General features: G+C 68.7%; 16 protein-coding genes and 1 pseudogene. 14 read left to right on the top strand and 3 right to left on the bottom strand.

Annotated elements, in window-relative coordinates; genetic code table 11:
* Positions 1–29: 29 nt before the first annotated feature.
* Entirely contained in the window at positions 30–569 is a 540-nt protein-coding gene (locus tag ACIHAX_RS20250) for an NUDIX domain-containing protein (RefSeq protein ID WP_355077553.1), read from the bottom strand.
* A gap of 141 nt (positions 570–710) precedes the next feature.
* Complete coding sequence (locus tag ACIHAX_RS20245) at positions 711–1922, bottom strand: DUF418 domain-containing protein (protein WP_397279004.1); 1212 nt, start codon at positions 1920–1922, stop codon at positions 711–713.
* Positions 1923–2043: 121 nt separating this feature from the next.
* Between ACIHAX_RS20245 and dop the strand changes: the two genes are divergently transcribed.
* The 13 genes and pseudogenes from dop to ACIHAX_RS20180 all read left to right on the top strand — a co-directional run bounded on the left by dop (position 2044) and on the right by ACIHAX_RS20180 (position 15828).
* Complete coding sequence (gene dop / locus ACIHAX_RS20240; protein WP_039798407.1) at positions 2044–3543, top strand: depupylase/deamidase Dop; 1500 nt, start codon at positions 2044–2046, stop codon at positions 3541–3543.
* Positions 3544–3695: 152 nt separating this feature from the next.
* The gene (locus ACIHAX_RS20235; protein ID WP_014986166.1) at positions 3696–3890 is read left to right on the top strand and encodes a ubiquitin-like protein Pup; all 195 of its coding nucleotides are present in this window, start codon (positions 3696–3698) and stop codon (positions 3888–3890) included.
* Complete coding sequence (prcB, locus tag ACIHAX_RS20230; RefSeq protein WP_355077558.1) at positions 3887–4741, top strand: proteasome subunit beta; 855 nt, start codon at positions 3887–3889, stop codon at positions 4739–4741. Before ACIHAX_RS20235 ends, prcB begins: the two co-directional genes overlap by 4 nt.
* Before the next feature lie 2 nt (positions 4742–4743).
* Entirely contained in the window at positions 4744–5544 is an 801-nt protein-coding gene (prcA, locus tag ACIHAX_RS20225) for a proteasome subunit alpha (RefSeq protein ID WP_397279002.1), read from the top strand.
* A 217-nt stretch (positions 5545–5761) separates the two neighbouring features.
* Positions 5762–7120 carry a Pup--protein ligase gene (gene pafA / locus ACIHAX_RS20220; protein ID WP_174186519.1) on the top strand — a complete coding sequence of 453 codons (1359 nt, stop codon included), beginning with the start codon at positions 5762–5764 and terminating at the stop codon, positions 7118–7120.
* Between the two features lie 285 nt (positions 7121–7405).
* Positions 7406–7702, top strand: a complete 297-nt coding sequence (locus tag ACIHAX_RS20215) for an MTH1187 family thiamine-binding protein (RefSeq protein WP_356962060.1) — start codon at positions 7406–7408, stop codon at positions 7700–7702.
* Positions 7703–7847: 145 nt separating this feature from the next.
* Positions 7848–8843: a YafY family protein gene (locus ACIHAX_RS20210; RefSeq protein WP_355077562.1), complete on the top strand. Its 996-nt coding sequence runs from the start codon at positions 7848–7850 to the stop codon at positions 8841–8843.
* Complete coding sequence (locus tag ACIHAX_RS20205; protein ID WP_355077564.1) at positions 8840–9817, top strand: YafY family protein; 978 nt, start codon at positions 8840–8842, stop codon at positions 9815–9817. Before ACIHAX_RS20210 ends, ACIHAX_RS20205 begins: the two co-directional genes overlap by 4 nt.
* Before the next feature lie 22 nt (positions 9818–9839).
* Positions 9840–10889: a 2-dehydropantoate 2-reductase gene (locus ACIHAX_RS20200; RefSeq protein ID WP_356962063.1), complete on the top strand. Its 1050-nt coding sequence runs from the start codon at positions 9840–9842 to the stop codon at positions 10887–10889.
* A gap of 64 nt (positions 10890–10953) precedes the next feature.
* Positions 10954–11214: a Sec-independent protein translocase subunit TatA gene (tatA, locus tag ACIHAX_RS20195; protein WP_355077567.1), complete on the top strand. Its 261-nt coding sequence runs from the start codon at positions 10954–10956 to the stop codon at positions 11212–11214.
* A gap of 98 nt (positions 11215–11312) precedes the next feature.
* A pseudogene (gene tatC, locus ACIHAX_RS20190) lies at positions 11313–12265 on the top strand (twin-arginine translocase subunit TatC).
* A gap of 3 nt (positions 12266–12268) precedes the next feature.
* The gene (locus ACIHAX_RS20185) at positions 12269–14971 is read left to right on the top strand and encodes a DEAD/DEAH box helicase (protein WP_397278999.1); all 2703 of its coding nucleotides are present in this window, start codon (positions 12269–12271) and stop codon (positions 14969–14971) included.
* A 164-nt stretch (positions 14972–15135) separates the two neighbouring features.
* Positions 15136–15828, top strand: a complete 693-nt coding sequence (locus tag ACIHAX_RS20180; protein WP_379251734.1) for a DUF4333 domain-containing protein — start codon at positions 15136–15138, stop codon at positions 15826–15828.
* 431 nt (positions 15829–16259) lie between these two features.
* Here the strand turns inward: ACIHAX_RS20180 and ACIHAX_RS20175 are convergent, their stop codons facing one another.
* Positions 16260–17225 (bottom strand): 5'-3' exonuclease H3TH domain-containing protein, encoded by a 966-nt coding sequence (locus tag ACIHAX_RS20175; protein WP_397278996.1) that lies wholly within the window; start codon positions 17223–17225, stop codon positions 16260–16262.
* A gap of 84 nt (positions 17226–17309) precedes the next feature.
* Here ACIHAX_RS20175 and ACIHAX_RS20170 point away from each other — a divergent pair, with 84 nt between their 5' ends.
* Positions 17310–18437 carry a Xaa-Pro peptidase family protein gene (locus tag ACIHAX_RS20170; RefSeq protein ID WP_356962069.1) on the top strand — a complete coding sequence of 376 codons (1128 nt, stop codon included), beginning with the start codon at positions 17310–17312 and terminating at the stop codon, positions 18435–18437.
* The last annotated feature ends 37 nt before the right edge of the window (positions 18438–18474 follow it).

The following is an 18474-nucleotide window of genomic DNA, read 5'->3' as shown; positions in this document are numbered from 1 at the left end:
GGCCGAGTATGTGCGGCCGGCCGCCTACATCACTCGGGACGCTCCGGCCGGTGGAGTTCGACCGCCAATGCCACCAGTTCGCTCAGGTGCTCGCCGTCGGATCCGGCCCGTCGCATCGCTTCGGCTACGGGAAAGGTGCGCACCTCGAGGATCTGCTCGGCGTCGTCGGGATTGGTCGGGGCGGATTCGAGCACCACGTCCGCGGTGCACCACAGCCACGCCTTGTGCGGATGGGGCTGCCACTCGCGATACGGTGCCGGACCGTTGCTCGTCGCATGGTGCGCGCCGAACCATCGGATCGGTCCGACCGGGCGTGCGCCCGCCTCCTCCCGCAGTTCGCGGCGCACGCAGGCGTCGATCGACTCGCCGCGTTCCCTGGTGCCGCCCGGAATCAGCCAGACGTCGCGATCGTCGCGACAGAGCACGATCTCGTCGCCGACGAAACAGACGACGTGGATATTGGTGACCAGTTCGTCGGACGGGAGTGTGGTGGAGAACCGGACATCCAGGTCGCCCCACGCCCAGTGAGCCGGTGTGTGCAGCAAGGGGTAGCGGTCGGCAAGCGTCACAGCACGACGGTAGCGGCTGCCGCGCGCCGGGGCCGCCGGCCTTCGCGGCATGTGCGGGTACGACAAGCCCTGCGCCACAACGGAGCCGACGGCATGGGCACGCCCGTATCCCCGGCCCTGGGATACGGGCATCATGGCGTTTCAGCGTTCCCGCGCCAGCGTTCGGAAACTCACGTTCCAGAACCACTCCACCGGCCCGCGCTCGAAGCGTCGTAGCCACAGGTGCGCTCCGCAGGCGATGATCAGCGATACCAGCACGTAGACACCGACGGTGAACGGGACACGGTCATCGGGCGAGACGCGCGCCGCGAGTCCGAAACCCCAGCCGTAACAGAGCATCGATGCCACCAGGTTCTGCAGGATGTAGCAGCTGAGCGCGGTGCGGCCGATCTCGGTGAACCGACGCCCGGCGAACCCGGCGCCGGGACGCCGCAGGTACCACTCGGCGACCGCGGCCAGAATGCCCAGAGAGACGAACGGCGCGCTGCCGTACCGGGTGAACAGGATGAGGTCGCCACCGCCCAGTATGCCGACGCCCAGGTCGATCGGCGCGGCGACGCCGAAGCCGAGGATCATCAGCCGCTTGCGCAGTCGCGCGCCTTCCGGGCCGAACACGCCCGCCCGGAACAGCCGGGCGCCGGTCAGGAACAGCGCGACCGACATCGCGAAGACGAAGATCGTCTCCATCCGGAACAGCCCGGCGTTGCCGAGCCGGAACGCCGCGAGCTCCCAGAACGAGCCGTCCGCATACGGATTCGGGTCCAGCGCACGACGCGCCTGCGCGTCCTGGCTCGGCGCGAACGCCAGAGCGAGCCCGATGAGCGTCAACAGCGACACGTGCACGGCCGCCGCGCCCACCAGCCAGCGCCGCCGCGCCCGCGCACCGGTGGCGAGCACGAACGCGACCACGAGTCCGGTCACCGCGTACCCCATGAGGACGTCGAACTCGGCGACGAAAACGAAGTTGACCAGACCGTCCAGGAACAGCAAGCCCGCCCGCCAGGGGTACTTCCCCGGCCAGCGGCGCCCGGCCTCGGTCGCGGAGCGTTGCTGGATGGCCAGGCCGATGCCGAACATGACGGTGAGCAGCCCGAGGAACTTGCCCTGCGCCAGCTGCTGGAGCACGCGCTCGGTCCACGTCCATCCGCCGGCCTCGCCACCCATGTCGTGCAGATACCCGACCAGCCCCTCCGGGTTGGTGATGATCCAGATGTTGGTGGCGAGGGTGCCGAGAATCGCGATCCCGCGTAGCACGTCCAATGCGACGAGCCGGGCGGGCGCGGGTGGTGGGGGAGGCGACGGGCGATGCTGCTCGGCGGTCTCCAGGCGGCGGGCTGCGATCGATTCGGACATGTCCCGACTATCGCGCCGACCTGCGCCGCGAGGGGTCCTCCGGAAGTACCACCTGCGGTATGACATTGGACTCCGCCGGTCGCGGGGGGTCGGGCCGGGTGCGTGACTTAGGCTCGATGCCATGCAGCGCATCATCGGAATAGAGGTCGAATACGGCATCTCGACCCCGACCGAGCCGTCGGCCAACCCGATCCTCACCTCGACCCAGGCGGTCCTGGCCTACGCCGCGGCGGAGGGCGTGCCGCGCGCCAAGCGCACGCGCTGGGACTACGAGGTGGAGTCGCCGCTGCGCGACGCCCGCGGATTCGACCTGAGCCGGATGAACGGTCCCGCGCCGGTGATCGACGCCGACGAGGTGGGCGCCGCGAACATGATCCTCACCAACGGCGCCCGGCTCTACGTCGACCATGCCCACCCGGAATACTCCGCGCCCGAGGTCACCGACCCCCTGGACGCGGTGATCTGGGACAAGGCGGGCGAGCGGGTGATGGAGGCCGCCGCGCGGCACGCCTCGAGCGTGCCGGGGGCTCCGCGGCTGCAGCTGTACAAGAACAACGTCGACGGCAAGGGCGCCTCGTACGGCACCCACGAGAACTACCTGATGAGCCGGGACACCCCGTTCAACCAGATCATCGTCGGGCTCACGCCGTTCTTCGTGTCCCGCCAGGTGGTGTGCGGCTCCGGCCGGGTCGGCATCGGCCAGTCCGGCGACCACGCGGGCTTCCAGCTGTCCCAGCGTTCGGACTACATCGAGGTCGAGGTCGGCCTGGAGACCACGCTCAAACGGGGCATCATCAACACCCGCGACGAACCGCACGCCGATGCCGACAAATACCGCAGGCTGCACGTCATCATCGGTGACGCCAACCTGGCCGAGATGTCCACCTACCTCAAGGTCGGCACCACCGCCTTGGTCCTCGACCTGATCGAAGCGGGCGAGGACCTGTCGGATCTGCAGCTGGCCCGCCCGGTCACCGCGGTGCACACCATCAGTCACGACCCCACGCTGCGGGCGACGGTCGCGCTCGCCGACGGCCGCGAGCTGACCGGTCTCGCGTTGCAGCGCGTCTACCTGGACCGGGTGATCAAGTTCGTCGACCGCACCGGCAACGACGACAAGCGCGTCCAGGACATCATCGAGAACTGGGCGATGGTCCTGGACCTGCTCGAACGCGATCCGATGGAGTGCGCGAACCTGCTCGACTGGCCGGCCAAGCTGCGCCTGCTCGAGGGCATGCGCAGCCGCGAGGGCCTCGGCTGGGCGGCCCCCAAGTTGCACCTTATGGATCTGCAGTACTCCGACGTGCGCCTGGACAAGGGGCTCTACAACCGCCTGGTCGCCCGCGGCTCGATGAAGCGGCTGGTCACCGAGCAGCAGGTCCTCGACGCCATGACCAACCCGCCCACCGACACCCGCGCCTACTTCCGCGGCGAATGCCTGCGCCGCTTCGGCGCCGACATCGCGGCGGCCAGCTGGGACTCGGTGATCTTCGACCTGGGCGGCGACTCCCTGGTCCGCATCCCCACCCTGGAACCCCGCCGCGGCACCAAGGCCCACGTCGGCAAACTCCTCGACGGCGTGACCACCGCCGCGGACCTGGTGGAGCAGCTGACGACATAGTCCACCTGCGCGAGACCAACACCGCCACACAAAATAGGCACACTGTCGGTGCTGGTAGGTAGTGTTGAGGGACGAGCACGGACAATGCTCATGATCGGGACCGTGCTCACCATGGGTCCCGATCATGGTGAGGACAGAGGAGGTCGGCTGCCATGGCACAAGAGCAGACCAAGCGCGCCGGGGGTGGCGACGAGGACGAGGGCCCCGACGGTGTAGACGCCGCCGGTCAGGAGCGCCGCGAAAAGCTGGCGGAGGAAACCGACGACCTGCTCGACGAGATCGATGACGTGCTCGAGGAGAACGCCGAGGACTTCGTCCGCGCGTACGTGCAGAAAGGTGGCCAGTGACAGTCGGTGACCCCTCGCGTCTCCACCTGGGGTACGCCCTTTCTTCCTTCTCCGACTATCTCCGCATGCATGCTCCGGATCTTTTGCCCAGCAACAGGTTCGGACAGGGTGCCGCCGGAATCCCCGGCGGCACTTCCGCGAAGGAGATCGCTCCGCACGGCACCACCATCGTGGCGGTGAGTTATCGCGGCGGTGTGCTGATCGCCGGTGACCGCCGTGCCACCCAGGGGAACCTGCTGGCCAGCCGGGATATCGAGAAGGTCTACATCACCGACAGCTATTCCGCGGCGGGCATCGCAGGCACCGCGGGCATGGCGGTGGAGATGGTGCGGATCTTCGCGGTGGAACTGGAGCACTACGAGAAGCTCGAGGGCGTGCCGCTGACCTTCGACGGCAAGGCCAACAAGCTGTCGAAGATGGTGCGCGAGAATCTGCCCGCGGCCCTGCAGGGTCTGGCGGTGGTGCCGATGCTGGTCGGCTACGACCTGGACGCCACCGATGCCGACAAGGCGGGCCGCATTGTTTCGTTCGATGTGGTGGGTGGACGCAGCGAGGAGCGATTCGGGTACGCCGCGGTCGGTTCCGGCTCGATGTTCGCGAAGTCCTCGCTGAAGAAGTTGTACGCCAAGGGAATCGATCAGGATCGCGCGTTGCGCATCGCTGTCGAGTCGCTGTTCGACGCGGCCGACGACGACACCGCGACGGGTGGCCCGGATCTGGTGCGCGGCATCTTCCCGACGGCGATCGTGATCGATGAGGAGGGTGCGGTCGAGGTGACCGAGTCGCGGCTGGCGGAGATCACCCGCGGCATCGTCGCCGACCGCGAGGCCGCCGAAGAAGGGAGCGCCTGATCATGACGTTGCCGTACTACGCGTCGGCCGAGCAGATCATGCGCGACAAGACCGAGCTCGCGCGCAAGGGCATCGCTCGGGGGCGCAGCGTCGTGGTCTTGACGTATGACAAGGGTGTGCTGTTCGTCGCGGAGAACCCGTCCGCGACGCTGCACAAGGTGAGTGAGCTCTACGACCGCATCGGGTTCGCCGCGGTCGGCAAGTACAACGAGTTCGAGAATCTGCGCAGGGGCGGCATCCTGCAGGCCGACATTCGCGGGTATCAGTACGACCGCCGCGATGTCACCGGCCGGGCGCTGGCCAATGCCTACGCGCAGACGCTCGGCACGATCTTCACCGATCAGCTCAAGCCGTACGAGGTGGAGATCTGTGTGGCGGAGGTGGGTTATCCGGAGCAGGCCGCGCAATCGGTGCTGTACCGGATCACCTTCGACGGGTCGATCGTGGACGAGCGCGAGTTCGTGGTGATGGGCGGCACCACGGAGCCGATCGTCACCGCGCTGAAGTCGTCGTACCAGCCGGGTCTGGACCTGGCCTCCGCGGTCGGCGTCGCGGTGCGCGCGTTGCAGGCGGGCGTTCCGGAAGGCGCGGAGAAGGAGAAGCGGGTGCTGGGCGTGAGCTCGCTCGAGGTCGCGACCTTGGAGCAGGCGCGTCCGCGCCGGGCGTTCCGGCGGGTGCCCAACGCCACGCTGGAGCGTCTGCTGAGTCCGGCGGAGGCGGTCGAGAAGCCCGCGGTGGTGGAGACCGGCTCCGAGCCGAAGGATGAGAAACCGTCGGCGAAGGAGACTCCGTCGGCGGAGTGATCCGCCGGGCCGACGACCTCGACGGCCCGCGAACGACGCTTGGTTCGCGGGCCGTATCGGCATGTCCGGGGCCGGGCCGAACTGTGCATCCTCCGGCGAAACCGGCGTTTCACCCGGGCAAATTCCGACAAAGCGGGCCAAATCGTTGTGAAGACGTATGCATACGGGTTGTTCGGTGCCCCACGCAAGACCTCGACTTGGCTGTAATGTCGATGGTGTGCAGCGACGAATTATGGGGATCGAGACCGAGTTCGGTGTGACATGCACCTTCCACGGTCACCGTCGACTGTCCCCCGACGAGGTGGCCCGGTATCTGTTCCGCCGGGTGGTGTCCTGGGGCCGTAGCTCGAACGTGTTCCTCCGCAACGGTGCCCGGCTCTACCTCGATGTCGGGTCGCATCCGGAGTACGCGACCGCGGAATGCGACAACCTGGCGCAATTGGTGACCCACGACCGTGCGGGCGAACGGGTCCTCGAAGAGTTGCTGATCGACGCCGAGCAGCGTCTGGCCGAAGAAGGCATCGGCGGCGACATCTACTTGTTCAAGAACAACACCGACTCGGCGGGCAACTCCTACGGCTGCCACGAGAACTTCCTGGTGGTGCGCGCGGGCGAGTTCTCCCGGATCTCCGACGTGCTGCTGCCGTTCCTGGTCACCCGTCAGCTGATCTGCGGCGCGGGCAAGGTGCTGCAGACGCCGAAGGCCGCCACCTTCTGCCTGTCGCAGCGCGCCGAGCACATCTGGGAGGGCGTCTCCTCGGCGACCACTCGCTCGCGGCCGATCATCAACACCCGCGACGAGCCGCACGCCGATGCGGAGAAGTACCGCCGCCTGCACGTGATCGTCGGCGACTCCAACATGTCCGAGACCACCACCATGCTCAAGGTCGGCACGGCCGCCTTGGTGCTGGAGATGATCGAGGCGGGTGTCTCGTTCCGCGACTTCGCGCTGGACAATCCGATCCGCGCGATCCGCGAGGTGAGCCACGACCTGACCGGTCGGCGCCCGGTGCGCCTGGCAGGCGGTCGGCAGGCCAGCGCCCTGGACATCCAGCGCGAGTACTACGCCCGCGCCGTGGAGCATCTGCGCAATCGGGACCGCGATCCCCAGATCGATCAGGTGGTCGACCTGTGGGGCCGCACCCTGGACGCGGTGGAGGCGCAGGACTTCGCGAAGGTCGACACCGAGATCGACTGGGTGATCAAGCGCAAGCTGTTCCAGCGCTACCAGGACCGGTACGGCATGGAGCTGTCCGATCCCAAGATCGCCCAGCTGGATCTGGCCTATCACGACATCAAGCGCGGACGCGGCGTCTTCGACCTGCTGCAGCGCAAGGGCCTGGCCAAGCGGGTCACCGAGGACGAGGCCGTGGACGCCGCGGTCGACACCCCGCCGCAGACCACCAGGGCCAAGCTGCGCGGTGACTTCATCACCGCGGCCCAGGAGGCGGGCCGCGACTTCACCGTCGACTGGGTGCACCTGAAGCTGAACGACCAGGCGCAGCGCACCGTGCTGTGCAAGGACCCGTTCCGTTCGGTCGACGAGCGCGTAGATCGTCTGATCGCATCGATGTAATTTGCCGTGTCGGTTTTCCAGCGCCTGCGGCGCTGGGTGTTCGCGGCCCCCTGGTGGCTCGCGAACGGAACAGGCTCGGTCTCGCTTCGCTCGAAACCTATGGTCGAGGTGCGCTGGGCGCTTCGGTGAATGAAGTTTCGATCTGAACACTGCTGTCCAGACGGCAGTTCGTTCGGTCGTGTGCTTGGATATCGGGCGCAAGCGGTTGACCGTGTGGCTCGCGTTCGAGCGATGGTCTATCGCCTCGTCGCGAAGACGAGTCTGGCGTGCGGGCATGATCGAGGCATGATCATCGCCTTCTCCGTCACACCGCTCGGGACCGGCGTCGACGTCGGGCGCGCCGTCGCCGAAGCGGTCCGCGTGGTGCGCGCCAGCGGACTGCCCAATCGCACCGATGCCATGTTCACCACCGTCGAGGGCGAATGGGACGAGGTGATGGCCGTCGTGAAACAGGCGACCGACGCCATCCTCGCCGTCGCTCCACGCTGCAGCTTGGTGTTGAAGGCCGACATCCGTCCCGGCGTGACGGATGCGATGACCGCCAAGGTGGAGAAGGTCGAGCGCTATTTGTCGGAAGACTGATGGTCCGCGCACGCGGCCGCCGCGTAGGCGACGAAGGAGCAAGCGGCGGTCGCGCGAACGCGAGCGATGAGAGGGCCGCGAACACGCCGCTACGAAGTAGCGGCCGAACCAACACAGCCCGGCTGCGCAGATTACCCTCTATCGGGTGGCGATATCCAAGGTCGAGCGGCTGATGAATCTGGTCATCGCGCTGCTGTCGACCCGGCAGTTCCTGACCGCCGAGCGGATCCGGGTGAGCGTGGCCGGATACGAGGACTCCGCCAGCGACGAGGCGTTCAGCCGGATGTTCGAGCGGGACAAGAACGAACTGCGTGATCTGGGGATTCCGCTGGAAGTCGGTCCGGTGAGCCGGTACTCGACGGTGGAGGGCTACCGGATCAACCGCGACGCCTACGAGCTCCCCGACATCGATCTGAGCGATCAGGAGGCCGCCGCCGTCGCGGTGGCCGTGCAGATGTGGGAATCGCCGGAACTCGCCGCCGCCGCGGAGGGGGCGTTGCTCAAACTGCGCGCGGCGGGCATCCACGTGGAAACCGACGCCGCCGTGGCGTCCGTGCCCGCGGTTCCGGCCCGCGCTCGGGGCTCCGAACCCGTGCTCGGCAAACTCCTCGCCGCGATCGACGCGGGCCAGGCGGTGCGGTTCGAGCACCGCGGCGCGATCAACGCCCCCTATCTCATGCGCGACGTCGAACCGTGGGGCGTCGTCACCCATCACGGCCGCTGGTACCTGGTCGGGCACGACCGGGACCGGGACGCGGTGCGCAGTTTCCGGCTGTCCCGCATCGGCGACGATGTGACCGCGTATGGCCCGCGCAACGCCGTCCACAAGCCGGAGGGCGTCGACCTGCGCGCCATCGTCGACCAGGTCACCAGCACCGCGCCGGTCAGCGGCTCGGCGACGGTCTGGGTGGCCGAAGGGCGCGGGCGGGAGATCCGCAGGCTCGGCCAGGTGACCGGTGAGCGCGTCGTCGGCGGCCGTACGGGCGCCGTCGTCGAGCTTCCGGTGCGATCCCGCGATTGGCTGGCCCGGCTGATCACCGGCCTGGGCCCGGACGCCGTGGTACTCGCCCCCGAGTCGCTGCGTGCCGATGTCATCGCGCGGCTGCGTTCGGTGTTCGACCGCACGGAGGTGCGGGCATGAGCTCGCGGCTCTCGGTCCGGCTGTCCCGGCTGCTCAACATGATCCCGTACTTCATCGCCCACCCGGGCATCAGCGCGGCCGAGGCCGCCGCCGACCTGGGCGTGACCACCAAACAGTTGATGAGCGACCTCAATCAGCTGTGGATGTGTGGGCTTCCCGGGTACGGTCCGGGCGACCTGATCGACTTGTCGTTCTCCGAGGAGAGCATCGAAGTCACCTTCTCCGCAGGCATCGACCGTCCGTTGCGGTTGACCTCCACCGAGGCGACCGCGTTGCTGGTCGCGCTGCGTTCGATCGTCGACATGCCCGGCATGGTGGACCCGACGGCGGCCCACGCGGCCATCGCGAAGATCGAAGCGGCGATCGCGGGCGGCGCGGAACTCGCGGAGAACGGGCGGTCGCGAACCCCGCCGCCGGAGGCGCCCGCGGTGGCCGCCGTGCGGTCGGCGCTGGCGCTCGGCCGTGCGCTGCGGTTGGTGTACTACTCCGCCAGTCGCGACGTGGTGTCCGAACGCATCGTCGACCCGATCCGCATCGTCCTCGTGGACGACAACAGCTACCTGCAAGCGTGGTGCAGGCAGGCCGAGGGGGTGCGGCTGTTCCGCTTCGACCGGATCGAGGCCGCGACCGAGCTGGACGAACTCGCCCGGCCGCCCGTGCATGCCACCGACGCGACGGCGGGCCTGGACCTGTTCCAGGACGATCCCGCGGTCGCCTTGGCGCGCTTGCGGATTCACGCCGATTACGCTTGGGTGCTGGATCAGTACCCGATGCATCGGCTGGCGGTGCATCCCGACGGCAGCCTGGAGGCGACCATGCGGTTCGCCACGCTGGACTGGATGGCCCGCCTGCTGCTCGGTTTCGGGGCGGGTGTCACCGTCCTCGGCCCGCCGGAGCTGGTGGCGGCGGTGCGTGAGCGGTCGAACGCCGCGCTGGCCGCCTACGAGGAAGCCGGATACCTGGAGGCCAGATGAGGAAGGCAGAGGCCCTACCAGCATGAACAGTCGTGTGCTGGTGGTAGGCGCGGGCAGCATCGGCAACTTCGTCGGCGGCAAGCTCGGTGTAGCGGGCGCGGAGGTCACCCTGGTCGGCCGCAGGCGCGTGCTCGACGAACTCGGCGCGTCCGGGCTCCGGCTCACCGACCTCGACGGCGGCGACGACGCGTTGCCGCCGGATCGATTCCACCGCGCCACCGAACCGGATGACGTCGGCTCGGCGGACCTGGTGCTGGTCACGGTGAAATCGGCGGCGACGGCGGAGGCGGTGCGCGACCTCGCGGGCAAGATCCGGCCGGGCACCGTCGTGCTCAGCCTGCAGAACGGCATCGGCAACGACTCGGTGATCCGGGAGATCCTGCCGCACTGCGTGGTCCTGGCCGGAATGGTGATGTTCAACGTCGTGCACCACCCCGGCGGGCGTTTCCATCGCGGCACCGAGGGCGGTCTCGCGGTACAGGACGATCCGGCTCTGGCACCGTTCCTGGACGTATTCGAGCGAGCGGGGCTCGGCCTGCGCCGGTATCCCGACCTGCGGCCGGTGCAGTGGGCGAAGCTGCTGCTGAACCTGAACAACCCGGTCAACGCGCTGTCGGGGCGCCCGCTGCGGGAAGAACTCGCCGACCGGGACTACCGCCGTTGCCTCGCGCTCACCCAGCGCGAAGCGCTCGAGGTGATGAACAAGGCGCGAATTCGCCCCGCCCGGCTGACCCCACTGCCGCCCCGGGTGATGGCCGCGCTGCTGACCGTTCCCGACGGCCTCTTCCGGCGGGTAGCCGGGCAGGTGCTGGCCATCGATCCGATGGCGCGTTCGTCCATGGCGGACGACCTGGAGCTGGGCCGTACCACCGAAATATCCTGGCTGTGCGGGGAAATCGTCGAACTGGGCGCGATGGTCGGGATGCCGACGCCGGTGAATCAGCGGCTGATCGAATTGATCGTCGCGGCCGAGCAGGGCGGCAGGCGCGCGTGGACCGGACGGGAGCTGCTCGGCCAACTGCGGGCCGCAGCGGCGGGCGCCCCGCCCGAACGCAGGGCGAACGAGCGGTGACGGCGGCGTTCGCGCACGTCACCCTCCGGTAGCATCGAAACATCACAGTCTTGGGAGGTAGATCATGGGCAGTCTGAGCATCTGGCACTGGCTGATCATTGCGGTGGTCTTCGTGATGTTCTTCGGCGCGAAGCGGATGCCCGACGCGGCCCGCAGTTTGGGCCGATCGTTGCGCATCTTCAAGAGCGAGGTCAGTCAGATGCAGAACGAGAGCAACGCGCCAACCAGCGGCGCGCAGGCTCAGCAGCCCGCACCGCAGTTGCCCGCCGCGCAGCAGCCGACGCAGCAGGCCACCGAGCCCCGCACCGAGCAGAAATCGGTCTGAGCGGAGCCGCTCGCGCCGGAGTGAGGAAGAACTCACTCCGGACTCAGTGCTGTTGCCGAGCCGTGCGAGGCACGTGAACCCAGGGGCGATCACCAACCATGCGAATCCCGTTCGATCCGCGGCGCAGTAAGCGCAGGACCAATCCCGACGGCACCATGTCGTTGGTCGAGCATCTGCAGGAGCTGCGTTACCGGTTGCTCGTGTCGATCGCCGCGGTGATCGCGACGACGGTGCTCGGGTTCCTGTGGTACGGGCACGGGTTCCTCGGGATCGAGAGCCTCGGTGAGATCCTGCGCGGGCCGTATTGCTCGCTGCCCTCGTCGGCCCGTGCGTCGTTGACCCCGGACGGCGAGTGCCGTCTGCTGGCGACCGCGCCGTTCGAGCAGTTCACGCTGCGGTTGAAGGTCGGCCTGACCGCAGGCGTGGTGCTGGCGGCGCCGATCTGGCTGTACCAGTTGTGGGCGTTCATCACCCCGGGGCTGTACGCGAAGGAGCGCAAGTACGCGGTCGGGTTCGTCTCCTCGGGCACGGTGTTGTTCGCCGCCGGCGCGGTGCTGGCCTACGTGGTGATCGCGCACGCGTTGAGCTTCTTGCTGACCATCGGCGACAACGTGCAGATCACGGCGTTGAGCGGGTCGCAATATTTCTCGTTCATCATCCAGTTGCTGATCATCTTCGGGGTGAGTTTCGAGACGCCGTTGCTGATCGTCGGGTTGAACCTGGTCGGCGTGCTGACCTACGAGCGCCTGAAGGCGTGGCGGCGGGGGATCACCTTCGGGTTGTTCGTCTTCGCGGCGATCGTGACTCCGCAGGATCCCTTCTCGATGCTGGCGCTGGCCTTGGCGTTGACGGTGTTGTTCGAGGTGGCGATCCAGTTCTCCCGGGTCAACGACCTGCGCCGGGCGCGCAAGGAGCGCGAGGGCTGGGGTGCGCTGTCGGACGAGGAGGCCTCCGAACTCGGCGCCCCGTCACCGATCGATCCGGCCGGGTCGATCGGTACGCCCGCGGAGAAATCCGCACGACCGGTGTGGACTACTCCGATACGCTCTGACGAGTGACAGTTGACCGGTCGCAGACGGGCGAGTTGACCGCATTTTCCGCCGAGCTGAAGTTCCGGCTGGATCCGTTTCAGCGCGAAGCCTGTGCGGCGCTCGAAGAAGGCCACAGCGTACTCGTCTGTGCCCCCACCGGCGCGGGAAAGACGGTCGTCGGTGAGTTCGCCGTTCACCTGGCGCTGGCGGCGGGCGGGAAGTGCTTCTACACCACGCCCATCAAGGCGCTGTCGAACCAGAAGTTCGCCGACCTCACCGAGCGTCACGGCCGCGACCAGGTCGGACTGCTGACCGGCGACCAATCGATCAATCCCGACGCGCCGGTGGTCGTCATGACCACCGAGGTGCTGCGCAACATGCTCTACGCCTCCTCGGACGCGCTGCGCGGGCTTTCCTATGTCGTGATGGACGAGGTGCACTACCTCGCCGACCGGTTCCGCGGCGCGGTGTGGGAGGAGGTCATCCTGCACCTGTCCCCGGACGTGCGGCTGGTCAGCCTTTCGGCCACGGTGAGCAACGCCGAGGAGTTCGGCGCCTGGATGGAGACCGTGCGCGGCGACACCGCGGTGGTGGTCGACGAGACCAGGCCGGTTCCGCTGTGGCAGCACGTCATGGTGGGACGGCGGATGTTCGACCTGTTCGACACCAAATCCACCGAGCAGAAGGTGCTCGTCGACGAAGACCTGGTGCGGTTCATCCGCCACCGTGAGGCGGCCGACCGGATGAACAGCTGGGGCGCCCCGCGCAACGGCCGCGGTGGCCCGCGCCGGGATTTCCGCCCGCTGCCGCGGCCGGAGGTGCTCGCCAAGCTGGACGAAGAGGGCTTGCTGCCCGCGATCACGTTCATCTTCAGCCGGGCGGGATGCGACGGCGCGCTCGCCCAGTGCCTGCGCTCGCGGCTGGATCTGAGTCGGCCGGAGGAGCGCGACGAGGTCGACGCGATCATCGACAAGCACACCGGCGATCTGCCCAAGGCCGATCTGGAGGTGCTCGGCTACTGGGAGTGGCGTGAGGCGCTGCACCGCGGCCTCGCCGCGCATCACGCCGGGATGCTGCCCGCGTTCCGGCACACCGTCGAAGAGCTGTTCGTCAACGGGCTGGTGCGTGCCGTCTTCGCCACCGAGACGCTGGCGCTCGGCATCAACATGCCCGCCCGCACGGTGGTGCTGGAACGGCTGGTCAAGTTCAACGGCGAGTCGCACGCGGAGCTCACGCCGGGGGAGTACACCCAGCTGACCGGGCGTGCGGGGCGGCGCGGCATCGACGTCGAAGGTCACGCGGTGGTGTTGTGGCAGCCAGAGGTCGACACCAGCGCGGTCGCCGGCCTGGCCTCGACGCGTACCTATCCGCTGCGCAGCTCGTTCCGGCCGGGCTACAACATGTCGATCAACCTCATCGATCGGATGGGTGCCGACGAGTCGCGCGCCCTGCTGGAGCGATCGTTCGCCCAGTTCCAGGCGGATCGGTCGGTGGTCGGGCTGGTGCGCGGCATCGAGCGCAACGAGGGAGCGCTGCGCAAGTTGCGCGACCAGCTCGGCGGTGCCGAAGGCGGGTTCCTCGAGTACCTGTCGCTGCGTGAGCGGATTAGGCAGCGGGAGCGGCAGTTGGCCCAGCAGAGCCGTGCCGACCGGCGCGGCGCCGCCGTAGACGCGCTCGGCGCGCTGCGGCGCGGTGACGTGGTGGCGATTCCGTCCGGCCGCCGCGCCGGGCTCGCGGTGATCCTGGAGCCGGACGCGACGCCGGGCGATCCGCGGCCGCTGGTGCTCACCGAGGACAAGTGGGCCGGACGGGTTTCGGTCGCAGACTTCCCGGTGCCCGCCGAGGCGCTCGGGCACATGCGGCTGCCGCGCCGGGTGGATCACCGCACCGCGCGCATCCGCCGCGACCTGGCCTCCGCGCTGCGCAGCACGGGAATCTCGGTGCCGGGCAGGCCACGTCGCGGCAGGCAGTCCGCCGCGGCCGACGACCGGGAACTGGCCACCTTGCGCCGGAGCCTGCGTGCCCATCCGGCGCACTCCAGGCCCGATCGCGAGCAGCTGGCCCGGATCGGCGAGCGCTACAACCGGTTGCAGCGCGAAACGGAGGCGATGCGCCAGAAGGTTGCCGCGACCACCAATTCGCTGGCGCGCACGTTCGATCGGATCCTCGGTCTGCTGGAGGAACGTGGATTCGTGCACGAGAGCGAGGTGACCGCGGACGGACGCCGGTTGGCGCGCATCTACGCGGAAAGCGATCTGCTGGTAGCGGAATGCCTGAGGAAGGGGTTGTGGCGCGGTCTCGGCCCGGCCGAACTGGCCGGTGTGGTCTCGATCCTGGTGTACGAATCCCGCCAGGAGGGCGGCTATCTCGGCGCGACCGGACCGACGGCTCCGATCCGGCGCGCGGTAGGCGCGACCATCGGCGTCTGGTCCGAGCTGCGCTCCGACGAGGCGCGACACAAGCTGCCGCCGACCAGGGAACCCGATCTCGGTTTCGTCGACGGCATTTACAAATGGGCGCGCGGCGACGGGTTGGCCGAGTCGTTGCTCGCCAGCGGCGACCAAGGCTCGCCGCTGTCGGCCGGTGACTTCGTGCGTTGGTGCAGGCAGGTGATCGATCTGCTCGATCAGATCCACGGCACCGCCGACGATCTCGAGGTCGCCGCCACCGCGGCCAAGGCGGTGCGGGCGATCCGGCGCGGCGTCGTGGCGGTGGACGCCGCCTGAGCGGCGTGAGCGCCGGGCACGCGGCGGGCGGCAATATCAACACGGCGGATTCGATTGTGATTTGATTTCTTTCGCGTACCGACCGTGGCGGAGTAGTCGTGTCATGCGACGAGGCCCACGCGGGGGGCTACCGTGTGTACAACGATGCGAGTGGAGGCAAGCAAATGAGCGGCCCTTACGGACCGAACGACCCCGGGGAGGGACGCAACGATCCCACCCAGCAGTGGGGTGGACAGCAGGCGCCGGGCGGGTCCGGTCCCACGCAGCAGTGGAGCGGTCAGCCGCAGACCCCGGCCTCGGCGCAGCCGACCCAGCACTGGGGTGAGCAGCAACCTCAGCAGCAATGGGGACAGCCCCAGCAGCAGTGGGGCCAGCAGCCGCAGCAACCGCAGCAACCGCAGTGGGGCCAGCAGCCCGCTCAGGGCCAGCAGCCGCAGTGGGGCCAACCGCAGCAGCAGGACTGGGGCCAGCAGGGGCAGCAGCCGCAGTGGGGGCAGCCGCAGCAGCAGTGGGGCGCTCCCGGACAGCAGCCTCCGCAGCAGGGCGGCAAGAACAAAGGCCTGATCATCGGGCTGTCGGTGCTCGGTGTCGCCGTGGTCGGCGCGATCGTCGCGCTCGTGCTCGTGTTGACCGCCAAGGACCAGTTGGACCAGGCCGCCGTGCAGGACGGCGTGAAGAAGGTGTTGTCGGATTCCTACGGCATCCAGGACATCAGCGACGTCTCCTGCCCCTCCGGCCAGGAAGTCAAGGTCGACGCCACCTTCGAATGCAGCGTGAAGGTCAGCGGCGAGGCCAAGAAGGTGAGCATCAAGATCACCAAGGACGACGGCACCTACGAGGTCGGTCGCCCCAGCTGAGCTGTGTTCGTTTCTCCAGCGCCCGCGGCGCTGGGTGTTCGCGGCCCTCTGATGGCTCGTTTTTGCGCGAGCCGGGCCGCGGACGGCGGATGCTCGGTCTCGCTTCGCTCGGAACCTGTGGCAGAGGTGAGCTGGGAGTGTCAGGCCGCGCGCGGACCTCGGCGTTCGCTTTCGCCAGCGGAGGGAAGCCATACCGCCGATTGGTGGCGGACCTCAGAGTGGTTTCGGCGACGGTAGTGCAGACGGGGGTGAGCAGGAGTGGTCGCGTGCAACTGCCGCCGATGGCTTCGGTAGCGGACACCGATGCTGGTCGGGGCGGGTGTCAGAGCGGATGCCGCTCTCGTTCGGCAGCCACGAGCCGCGAGTCCGAACGTCGAGTGCTCGGTTGCGCATCGGATGGCTCTTCGCGACGGGTGCGACCAGCTTCCGGGTCAGGCGGTGCGGGTGGCGAGTGCCGTGATCAGGCGGGTGACCGGGCTTTCCGCGTTGTAGGCGGTGGCGAGGGCGTGTAGGCGGGCCGGGTCGGCCGGTTCGGTGCGGAGGACGTCGTCGCGGGACAGGGCTACCTCGGCGTCGCAGACCACCCGCACGACCGGTGCGGCGGCCTTCAAGTAGTCCTCGGCGGCGCGCAGCCGGGCACGCACGCCTTGCGACAGGTCGGCGCCGGGGTCCTCGACGGCCGCGACGAGGGCGTCCAGGGAGCCGAAACGGGAGATCAAGGCGGCGGCGGATTTCTCGCCGATGCCCGCCACGCCGGGCAATCCGTCCGAGGCGTCGCCGCGCAGCGTCGCCATGTCGGCATAGGCCGGGCCTGCGTTCCGCTGCGGCACACCGTACTTCGCCGACACCTCGGCCGGGCCGAACAATTCCGCCTTGGCCAGCCCCCGTCCGGCGTAGAACACCCGTACCGGTGGCGCGGGCTCGTCCCGGACCAGTTGCAGCAAGTCACGATCGCCGCTGACCACGACCACCTCGTCGGTGCGCTCACGAGTCGCCAGGGTGCCCAGCACGTCGTCGGCTTCCAAGCCCTCCGCCCCTCCGGTCGCGATCCCTGCGGCGTCGAGCACCTCGAGGATCATCTCGACCTGCGGGGTGAGCCTGTCGGGAACGGTCTCGGCGCCGGGTGCGGCATCGGGCGACGTGTCCAGCCGGTGTGCCTTGTAGGACGGGACCAGCTCGACTCGATACGCCGGGCGCCAGTCCAGATCCAGGCACACCACCAGTCGGCTCGGAGCGAACCGGGTGATCAGCGACGCCACCATGTCGGTGAAACCACGCAGCGCGTTCACCGACCGGCCGTCGGGTGCGGTGATCTTGTCGGGGATGGCGTGGAAGGCGCGGAACCACAGACTGGCTCCGTCCAACAGCAGCAGGGGCCCACCGGAAGCAGAGGTCACGGGCTGAGGCTACTCGGTCGCACCGACACCACCCTGGCGAAGTTCGGCGTTCGCCGGGCCCGCCCGGCGGGTAACGTCGGACGAATGAGCTCGCATACGGATTCGAGGTTCGCGGCGGACGTCTACGGTGCACGGCTGGAGCGGGCGGTGGAGCTGATGCGGGCCGCCCACCTCGATGCCCTGCTGATCACTCCCGGCCCCGACCTGCGCTACCTGATCGGCTCGGCGGCCGAGTCGTTCGAGCGACTGACCTGCCTGGTGATCCCCGCCGACGGTGCGACGCCGTCGGTCGTGATCCCGAAATTGGAGCTGGCGTCGCTGGAGGGCTCCGCGGCGGGCGAACTGGGTCTGCAAGTGCTGGACTGGGTCGACGGAACCAACCCGTACGCGCTGGTGAAGTCTGCGCTGCACGTGGGTTCCCGGGTGGCCGTGGCCGATGTCATGCCCGCACTGCATCTGCTGCCGCTGGCCGAGTCGTTCACCGGCCTGCCGGTGTCCGCCACTCCCGTCCTGCGCGAACTGCGCATGATCAAGGACCCGGCCGAGGTGGACGCGCTGCGCCGGGCGGGTGCGGCGATCGACCGGGTGCACGCGCGGATGGGCGAGTTCTTGCAGGTGGGGCGTACCGAGGCGGAGGTCGGCCGCGATATCGAGGCCGCGATCGTGGCCGAGGGGCACACCGAGGCGGCGTTCGTCATCGTCGGCAGCGGTCCGCACGGGGCGGACCCGCATCACGGCGTGTCCGAGCGCCGGATCGAGGCAGGCGATGTGGTGGTCGTCGACATCGGCGGCCCGGTCGAACCCGGCTATTACTCCGACTCCACCCGGACCTATGTCCTGGGCGAGCCCGATCCGGAGATCGCCGCCCGCTTCGCCGAGCTGGAACGCGCGCAGGCCGCGGCGGTCGCGGCCGTCCGCCCGGGCGTCACCGCGGCCGCGGTCGACGACGCGGCGCGAAACCCCTTGACCGAAGCCGGTTTCGGGCCCGCATTCGTGCACCGCACCGGACACGGCATCGGCCTGTCGGTGCACGAGGAGCCCTACATCGTCGCGGGCAACGACCTCGTCCTGCAGCCCGGCATGGCATTCAGCGTGGAGCCCGGCATCTACTTCCGCGGCGAGTGGGGCGCGCGCATCGAGGACATCGTGATCGTCACCGACGAAGGCGGTGAATCCCTGAACAAGCGGCCGCACGGCCTGACGGTGCTGTGATCGACGGCTGACGGCGGCGCGACAGGCGTCCGGCGGA

It is taken from the genome of Nocardia sp. NPDC051929 (assembly GCF_044548645.1).
In the GTDB taxonomy this organism is placed as follows: domain Bacteria; phylum Actinomycetota; class Actinomycetes; order Mycobacteriales; family Mycobacteriaceae; genus Nocardia; species Nocardia sichangensis.
Note: the sequence above shows the minus strand (reverse complement) of the source record. Positions and strands in the feature narration are given on the sequence as shown.